This window comes from Longimicrobium sp. (assembly GCF_036554565.1).
In the GTDB taxonomy this organism is placed as follows: Bacteria; Gemmatimonadota; Gemmatimonadetes; order Longimicrobiales; family Longimicrobiaceae; genus Longimicrobium.
This window is the reverse complement of record NZ_DATBNB010000472.1, coordinates 1-8,064: the sequence shown is the minus strand read 5'-3', so window position 1 is coordinate 8,064 and position 8,064 is coordinate 1. Positions and strand designations below refer to the sequence as shown.

7 protein-coding genes are annotated in these 8,064 nt (G+C 70.9%); all 7 read left to right on the top strand.

What is annotated here, in order from left to right:
• Positions 1–401: 401 nt before the first annotated feature.
• Positions 402–923, top strand: coding sequence for a hypothetical protein (locus tag VIB55_RS12985; protein ID WP_331877076.1), 522 nt, complete (start codon positions 402–404; stop codon positions 921–923).
• A 25-nt stretch (positions 924–948) separates the two neighbouring features.
• Positions 949–2,838, top strand: a complete 1,890-nt coding sequence (locus tag VIB55_RS12980; protein WP_331877075.1) for a bifunctional homocysteine S-methyltransferase/methylenetetrahydrofolate reductase — start codon at positions 949–951, stop codon at positions 2,836–2,838.
• An 83-nt stretch (positions 2,839–2,921) separates the two neighbouring features.
• Complete coding sequence (locus VIB55_RS12975; RefSeq protein WP_331877074.1) at positions 2,922–3,755, top strand: alpha/beta hydrolase; 834 nt, start codon at positions 2,922–2,924, stop codon at positions 3,753–3,755.
• 664 nt (positions 3,756–4,419) lie between these two features.
• Positions 4,420–5,553 (top strand): NUDIX domain-containing protein, encoded by a 1,134-nt coding sequence (locus VIB55_RS12970; RefSeq protein WP_331877073.1) that lies wholly within the window; start codon positions 4,420–4,422, stop codon positions 5,551–5,553.
• A gap of 105 nt (positions 5,554–5,658) precedes the next feature.
• Positions 5,659–6,846 (top strand): hypothetical protein, encoded by a 1,188-nt coding sequence (locus VIB55_RS12965; RefSeq protein WP_331877072.1) that lies wholly within the window; start codon positions 5,659–5,661, stop codon positions 6,844–6,846.
• A 61-nt stretch (positions 6,847–6,907) separates the two neighbouring features.
• On the top strand, positions 6,908–7,663 hold the full coding sequence (locus VIB55_RS12960; protein WP_331877071.1) for an isochorismatase family protein: 756 nt from the start codon (positions 6,908–6,910) through the stop codon (positions 7,661–7,663).
• Position 7,664: 1 nt separating this feature from the next.
• Positions 7,665–8,064: macro domain-containing protein (locus tag VIB55_RS12955; protein ID WP_331877070.1), on the top strand; the 400-nt coding region annotated here is incomplete at its 3' end.

Here is an 8,064-nt window from a genome sequence, read left to right as displayed (position 1 = left end):
CGGACTGCACGCGCAGTCGGGTGCGCGGGGCCAGCCGAGGCGCGATTCAGGTCTCCCCCTCCCCTGCGCAGCGGGGGAAGGGGGCCGGGGGGAGGGGGCTCCCTCAGCATGCGACGCAGCCAGCTCCATCCGGCACGAAGTTCCCCCCTCTCCCGGCGCAGTTTGCCGGGGGAGGGGCCGGGGGGAGGGGGCTCCCAGAGGCAGAGCCGCGCCCTGTCGAACCTCGACCCAAGTTCCCCTCTCTCCCGCGCAGTTTGCGGGGGAGAGGCCGGGAGAGGGGGAACCGGGGGCAGCGCCGAACGCAGCTGCATCTGGATCGAAGTCCCTCGGCGAAGGTCTCTGATCCGCCTGGATGTCGCACTTTTTGTCACACGGCAGGAAACCTGCAATCGCGCCGCCGGTTGCATCGGTTTCCCCATTCGGCCCGCGCGCGGGCCCAGCCGCAGGAGGCACACATCGCCAACGATTACGTCACCCGGGTAGACGACGCGCTGCGCGTCCACAAGAACAAGTCGCGGATGGTGAGCGCCGGCATCATCGTGCTGGGCCTGCTGGTGGTGGGCGGCGCGGTGCTGTTCTCCGGCTCGCGCAAGCGCGAGAACGCCGCGGTGGACGTGATGGTGGGCGACGACACCACGGCCGTGGTCGGCCTGCTGGGCCAGCCTCCGCACCGCTGCGAGACGAGCTCGCTCTCCCATCTGGCCGCGCACTTCGTGGCCGGCACGCCGCGGCCGACGATCGACGAGACCATCAACGCGCTGCGGCCGCGCACCGTCGCCCGCTGGGTGTATCCCAAGGGCGCCGGGTGCGTAACCGACGGCGGCGACACCGAAATCGGACTGGACAGGAACGGGCAGGTGCTCTGGATCGTTCCCGTCGCCGACAAGCAGCCCCTGCGATACGCGGGCGAAGCCCCCACCTGACGGGGGTTCACATACAGGAAGACCGATGCGCGATTTTCGCCGCCTGCTGGCCGATGGACGTCCCCACCTCTTCGACGGGGCGATGGGGACCATGCTGTACGCCAAGGGCGTCTACATCAACCGGTGCTACGACGAGCTTTCGCTCACCCAGCCAGACCTGGTGCGCGACATCCACCGCGCCTACGTAAAGGCCGGCGCGGAAATCCTCGAAACCAACACCTACGGCGCTAACCGCCCCAAGCTGGCGCGCCACGGGCTGGACGATCGCGTCCGCGAGATGAACGTGGCCGCCGCGCAGGTGGCCCGCTCGGCCGCGGGCGACCGCGTGTACGTGGCCGGCGCCATCGGGCCGCTGGGGCTGCGGATCGAGCCGTACGGCCCCACCGCGCGCGAGGAGGCCCGCGGCTTCTTCCGCGAGCAGGCCGAGGCTCTCGTCGAGGGCGGCGTGGACCTGTTCATCCTGGAAACCTTCGCCGACCTCGAGGAGATCCACCAGGCCATCCTGGGCGTCCGCGAAGCGTCGGAGCTGCCCATCGTGGCGCAGATGGTGATCCGCGAGGACGGCACGACGGCGTTCGGCAGCGACGTGGCCCTGCTGGCCGAGCGGCTGGGCGAGTGGGGCGCCGAGGTGGTGGGCCTCAACTGCTCCGTGGGCCCCAGCGCCATGCTCAGCGCGGCCGACCGGCTGATGGCCGCCACCTCGCGCCCCGTCATCATGCAGCCCAACGCCGGCCTGCCGCGGCAGGTGGACGGGCGCACGATGTACATGGCCTCGCCCGAGTACATGGCCAGCTACGCCGCGCGGATGATCCGCAAGGGCGTGCGGCTGATCGGCGGCTGCTGCGGCACCACGCCGGAGCACGTGGCGGCCATGGCCGGGGCGGTGCGGATGCTGTCTCCCGCCGCGGAGCCGCGCGTGGTCGTTTCCGAGCCCGACGCCGAGGGCGCCGCCCCGCGTGATCCCGTGCCGCTCCCCGAGCGTTCCGCGTGGGGGCGCAAGCTGGCCGCGGGCGAGTTCCTGACCACGGTGGAAATCGTGCCGCCGCGCGGGTCCAACCCCGAGTCCATGCTGGACGGCGTGCGGCTGCTCAAGCAGGCGGGGGTGGACGGCGTGAACGTGCCCGACGGCCCGCGGGCGCAGTCGCGCATGGGCGCGCTGGCGACAGCCATCCTCATCCAGCAGCAGGTGGGGATCGAGGCGGTGGTGCACTACTGCTGCCGCGACCGCAACCTGCTGGGGATGCTCAGCGACCTGCTGGGCGCCCAGGCGCTGGGGCTGCGCAACCTGCTGCTGATCACCGGCGACCCGCCCAAGATGGGGCCGTACCCGGACGCCACGGCCGTGTTCGACATCGACGCCATCGGGCTGACGCACCTGGTGTCGCGCCTGAACCGCGGGCTGGACCCCGGCGGCAACGCCCTGGGCGAGCCCACCAGCTTCGTCGTGGGCGTGGGCGTGAACCCCGGCGCGGAAGACTTCGAGCACGAGATGCGGCGTTTCTACTGGAAGGTGGAAGCGGGGGCCGAGTACGCCATCACCCAGCCCGTGTTCGACCTGCGGCAGCTGGAGGCGTTCGTGGGGCGCATCGAGAAGGACGGGCTGAAGATCCCCGTGATCGCCGGGGTCTGGCCCCTGGTCTCGGCCCGCAACGCCGAGTTCCTGGCGAACGAGGTGCCCGGTGTCGTCGTCTCCGACGAGGTGATGGCGCGCATGCGCCGCGCGAGCGCCGAGAGCAAGGAGCGCGGGGTAGAGGAGGGAACGGCGATCGCCCAGGAGATGCTGGCCGCGGCGTTCCCCATGATCCAGGGGGTGCAGGTGAGCGCCCCGTTCGGCAAGGTCCCGCTCGCCCTTCGCGTGTTCGACGCGATCCCCGGGAGGGCGGCCCAGGAACAGGCGGTGGCGGGCGCCGCGTGAGCAACCGCGGCGGATCGCCGGTGGGATCGGATCGCGCGGAGGGGCCGGGGACCGGCTTCCTCCGCGTTCCGTTTCTGGCTCTGATGTTCCTGCTCGCGGCGGGGTGCTCGCCGCGGCGCGTGGGCGAAGCGCTGCTGCTGGGCAACCACTTCGTCCGCACGCAGGACGTGGCGTATGGCACCGGGCCGCGCCAGCAGCTGGACGTGTATCGCCCGCGGACGGCCGCGGGGCCGCTGCCCGTGGTCGTCTTTCTTTACGGCGGCCGCTGGCAGGCGGGGAGCAAGGACGAGTACCGGCTGCTGGGGGACGCGTTCACCCGGCGCGGAATCGTGGTGGTGGTTCCCGAGTACCGGCTGTATCCGGAGGTGCGCTTTCCCGGGTGGGTGCTGGACGCGGCGAACGCCGTCCGCTGGGCGCGCGACAACGCCGCGCGCTTCGGTGGGGACCCGGGCAACATCGTGGTCGTGGGCCACTCGGCGGGCGGCCATACGGCGGCGCTGCTGGCGCTGGACGAGTGGTACCTGCGCGATGCGGGGGTGCCGGCGGGGAGCGTCCGCGGATTCGTGTCGCTCGCCGGGCCGGTGGATACCACGTGGACGGCGCCGGACGTCCAGGCGCTGATGGGGCCGGCGGAGGGGTGGCCGGCCACCTATGCCGGCACGCACGTGGATGGGCGCGAGCCCCCGCTCCTGCTCCTCCACGGCGCACAGGACGAGACGGTTTCGCCCGCAAACTCCAGCGGATTGGCCGCGCGCATCCGGGAGCGGAGCGGGTGCGCGCGGTCCGTCGTGTACCGCGGGCTGGGGCACGTGGAGATCGTCGTGGCGCTCGCCGTTCCCAGGCTGCGCAGCGCACCCGTGCTGGACGACGTCGTCGAGTTCGTCCGCGACCCGCGCGCGAGCGCCTGTCCGGGGTAGGTGCCCCTCCCCCGGCCCGGGCAGCGTGGTAGGTGCGTGCGCGAAACCCGAATCCCGCCGGATGTCATCCCGATGGAGCGGCCACGACGAGCCTGCATGCAAACCGTAGATGGGCAGCGACTGAGGGATCCGCCACACAGTCTTTCAAACGCCCCGCAGACGGCTCGCACCAGGTGATGGGCTTGTCATTCGACAGCCGCGAACGAAAGCGCAGAAACCACGGTGTTTCGTCGTCGGCGTAGCCTCACGCCTGGTGTGTGGCAGATCCCTCAGTCGCTGCGGTGTTTGGCTCACGCGGCAGGTACGGCGTGGCCGCTCCATCGGGATGACATCAGCGCCGGCTCACCGGCTGCCGGTGCATGCCTCCGGAGCCCCCGGCCCCCATCCCCCGCTGCGCAGGGGAGGGGGAGACCTGAATCGCGCGGCGGCTGGGCTCGCGCACCCGGCTGCGCGTGCAGTCCGCGAAGGCGGACTTTGGGCCGTTGTTGCCGCGACTTCAGTCGCCCCAGCAGGGCCGGGCACCCTCGCATCGATCATCCCGCTTTGACCTTCTCCCTCTCGCGCGCCGTTTGCGGGGGAGGGGGCACCTTGCGCCGCGCACCCGCTCCGGCGTAGTTCTCGCAATGAGAACGTCGGCACGCCCAACCGACCGCGCAGAAGAGCCGTGAGCGAAACCGTTCCCGTCGATATCCCCGAGCCCGTTCCCGACTGGGCCGTCCGCTACAACGCGGGCGACTATCCACCCCATGCCGTCACCGGCGACGCCGTGGCGCTGGCGCTGGATTGGAGCGGCGGGAACTGCAGATTGCACGCGCTGCTGGTGGTGCGCGCCAAGGAGCCGTTCGCGGGGCTCGACGCCTGGCCCGGCGGCTTCATGGACTGGATGGAAGACGCCGACTCGGTGCAGACCGCCATCCGCGAGATGCGCGAGGAGACCGGGCTGGACGCGCCCGAGTTCGTGGAGGCGCTGGCCAGCTACAGCCGCAACGGCCGCGACCCGCGCCAGTTCGCCGGCTACCGCGACGAAAAGACCGGCGAGTGGATCGCCCGGGGCGCGCGGGTGACGACCAACGCCTACCTGATGCTCGTCCGCAAGCCGACCGACGGCAGCGGCCCCACCGCCGCGGACGATGCCTCGGAGGCACGCTGGGTGGACGTGTACTCGCACCTGCCCTGGGAAGACCTGCGCGAAGCCAGCCGCGTACCGTCCGCCAACGCCGCAGGCGAGGTGCTTCACGTATGGGCGGCGGAAGGCGGGCAGGACCGCGTGCGCCGCGTGCACGACGTGTTCGGGCGGGACGAATGGAACGAGGAGCGCGCGTCGGACCGCTACGGGCTGCTGATGGAGGCCGGCTTGGTCCCCGAGGCGCGGCGCGACCTGTGGGGGAGGGCAGAGGAGCGCGACGGCGACGAACGGTTCGGCCGGCCGATGGCGTTCGACCACCGCCGCATCCTGGCGGACGCGCTGGGCAGGCTGCGTGGCAAGATCAAGTACATGCCGTCCACCCTGATGGCGCTCACCGGGCCGGACGTGACGCTCGACGAGCTGCAGGCCGCCTGCGAGGCCATCGCGGGCCGTCCCCTCCCTCGCGCCAACTTCCGCCGGGCCGTCGCCCACACCGGCGCGGGCGCGCCGCGGGCGCCCCGGCTGGTGGGACGCACCGGGCAGACGCGCACCCGCGAAGCCCGCGGTCCCGGCGTGGCGCCCGAGATCTACCGTTTTCTCCCCGAAGCCACGCACGCACGCCTGGAAACCTCCATCCGCTTCCCGTGGCTCCCGCTGGCCGACGCCCGGTAGTCCGTGGGGGCGGATCGAATTTTCTTCTTGACGCGAAACTCCGTGACGATTATTCTCGTAACGAGAATGAATACCCGTCCCGTGAACTCCTGATGACGGATTCCCATGCAACCGACTGATCCAAGCCGCGCCGACACGCTGCACGGCGGCCTCGCGCAATATCCGGCTGAGCTCTTCCAGTTCGATCCACGGATGTGCAGCGGGTGGCTCTCGGACCGCTACTTCGTCCGCACGGTGAACACGCTGCTCCACGCCGGGCGCGACCCGGTGGTGACCGTGCAGGTTTTCGCGAAGCGCAAGGGCGTGCTGGCCGGCGTGCACGAGGCGCTGCGGCTTCTGCAGACGCAGCTGGCGCCCGGCTACGACTACCGCGAGCTGGAGGTGGATACGCTGCTGGAGGGCGACGCCATCAACCAGGGCGGCGAGGACGATTGGGAGCCGGTGATGCACATCACCGGGCGCTACGGCGGCTTCGGACACCTCGAGACGCCGCTGCTGGGCATCCTGGCCCGCCGCTCGCTCGTCGCCTCCAACACGCGCATGGTGGTCACGGCGGCGGGCGGCAAGCCCATCATCTTCATGGCGCCCCGGCATGACGACTGGCGGGTGCAGACGCCGGACGGATACGCGGCCCAGGTGGGCGGCGCCGAAAGCGTGTCCAGCGACGCCGCGGGTGCGTGGTGGGGCGTCCGCGGCGTGGGCACCATGCCGCACGCCATGATCGCCGCGTTCGGGGGCGACACGGTAGAGGCGACGCTGGCGTTCGGCCGCTACCTGCGCGACCAGGAGCCGGGCGTGCAGCTCCTTTCGCTCGTGGACTACGACAACAACGCGGTCGAAACCTCGCTGGCCGTCGCCCGGGCGGTGCGCGCGGAGTTCGGCGACGACGTGCTCAAGGGCGTGCGGGTGGATACCAGCGAGCGGCTGATCGACGATTCCATGATCGGCGATCCAGAGGCGTGGGGGCGCGCCAAGCTCACCGGCGTCAATCCCTATCTCGTCCGGAAGATCCGCGCGGCGCTGGACGCCGAAGGATTCGACTACGTTGGCATCGTCGTGAGCGGCGGGTTCACGCCAGACAAGATCCGCCGCTTCGAGAAGGAAGGCATTCCGGTGATGGCGTACGGCGTGGGCAGCAGCCTGCTGGGCCACAGCAAGGGCGACAGCGGGCTGCTGACGGACTTCGATTTCACGGCGGACCTGGTGCGCGTCGATGGCGGCGACGAGGGCAAGGTGGGGCGCAGCTTCCGGGAAAATCCGCGGCTGGTGCGGGTGGATTGGGATCGCGCGTGAAGCGCGGTAGTGATGATCGTCCCTGGTTACGAATGAATCCCTCATGTGGAGGGTTGGCCTGATGAACAGCAATCCGAGCGGACCCGCCCTGGTGGGATGGGTGGTGGATGCCCAGAACGACTTCATGCTGCCGCCCGAGCGGGGGGGCCGGCTGTACGTGCACGACCTGTTCGACGGCGGCAAGGATCCCGGTGCGACGCAGATCCTGGGTGCGCTCGTCCGCGCCGTGGAATGGATGCACGCGCACTGCGCCGTGGTCGTCTACACCGGCGACTGGCACGCGTACGGAGACGAGGAGATCGATCCCGTGGCGCCCGACGCGGCCAAGGGCACCTATCCGCCCCACTGCATGGGCCTGTCGGACGACGCGGACGAGCGCCGCGGGGCGGAGGTGATCGACGAGATCCGCCCCGCGAATCCCGTCGTCCTTGCCCGCGACGCGAGCGCCGGTGACGCGCGCGAGGTGGCGCGCACAGCCCTGCGGGAGCGCCGGCCCATCTTCATCCACAAGAGCCGCTTCAGCGTGTTCGAGGGGAATCCCGCGACAGACGCCCTCCTCCAAGCCCTGCGCGAGCAGCTGGGCGCGCTGGAGTTCGTCGTCGCCGGCGTTGCCCGCGACGTGTGCGTGAAGGGCGCCGTGGAAGGCTTTCTGGACCCGGCGCGGCGCCAGCCGGTGACCCTGGTGACGGACGCCACCTGGGGGCTGGGGCTGGAAAGCGAGGCGGAGAGCCTCGCCCGGTGGATGGGCGATGGCGCGGCGCTTGTCACCACCCGCGGACTCGAGCTGCGCGGGTCCGCCGCAGCGGCGGGGGAGTGACATGACTGAGGACGCGCTTCCGCTCGACGGCCGCATCGAGGTGGTGCAGGGCGACATCACCCGGCTGGAGGTGGATGCCATCGTCAACGCCGCCAACACGTCCTTGCTGGGCGGGGGCGGCGTGGACGGGGCCATCCACCGCGCCGCCGGACCGGGGCTCGTCATGGAATGTCGGCTGCTGAACGGGTGCAGGACCGGGCAGGCGAAGATCACCGGGGGCCACAAGCTCCCCGCCAAGTGGGTGATCCATACCGTGGGGCCGGTATGGCAGGGTGGGGGGAATGGCGAGGACGGACTGCTGGCAAGCTGCTATCGCGAATCGCTCAACATCGCCTGCGGCAAGCAGTTGCATACGGTGGCATTCCCCGCCATCAGTACCGGGGTATACCGCTTTCCGGTGC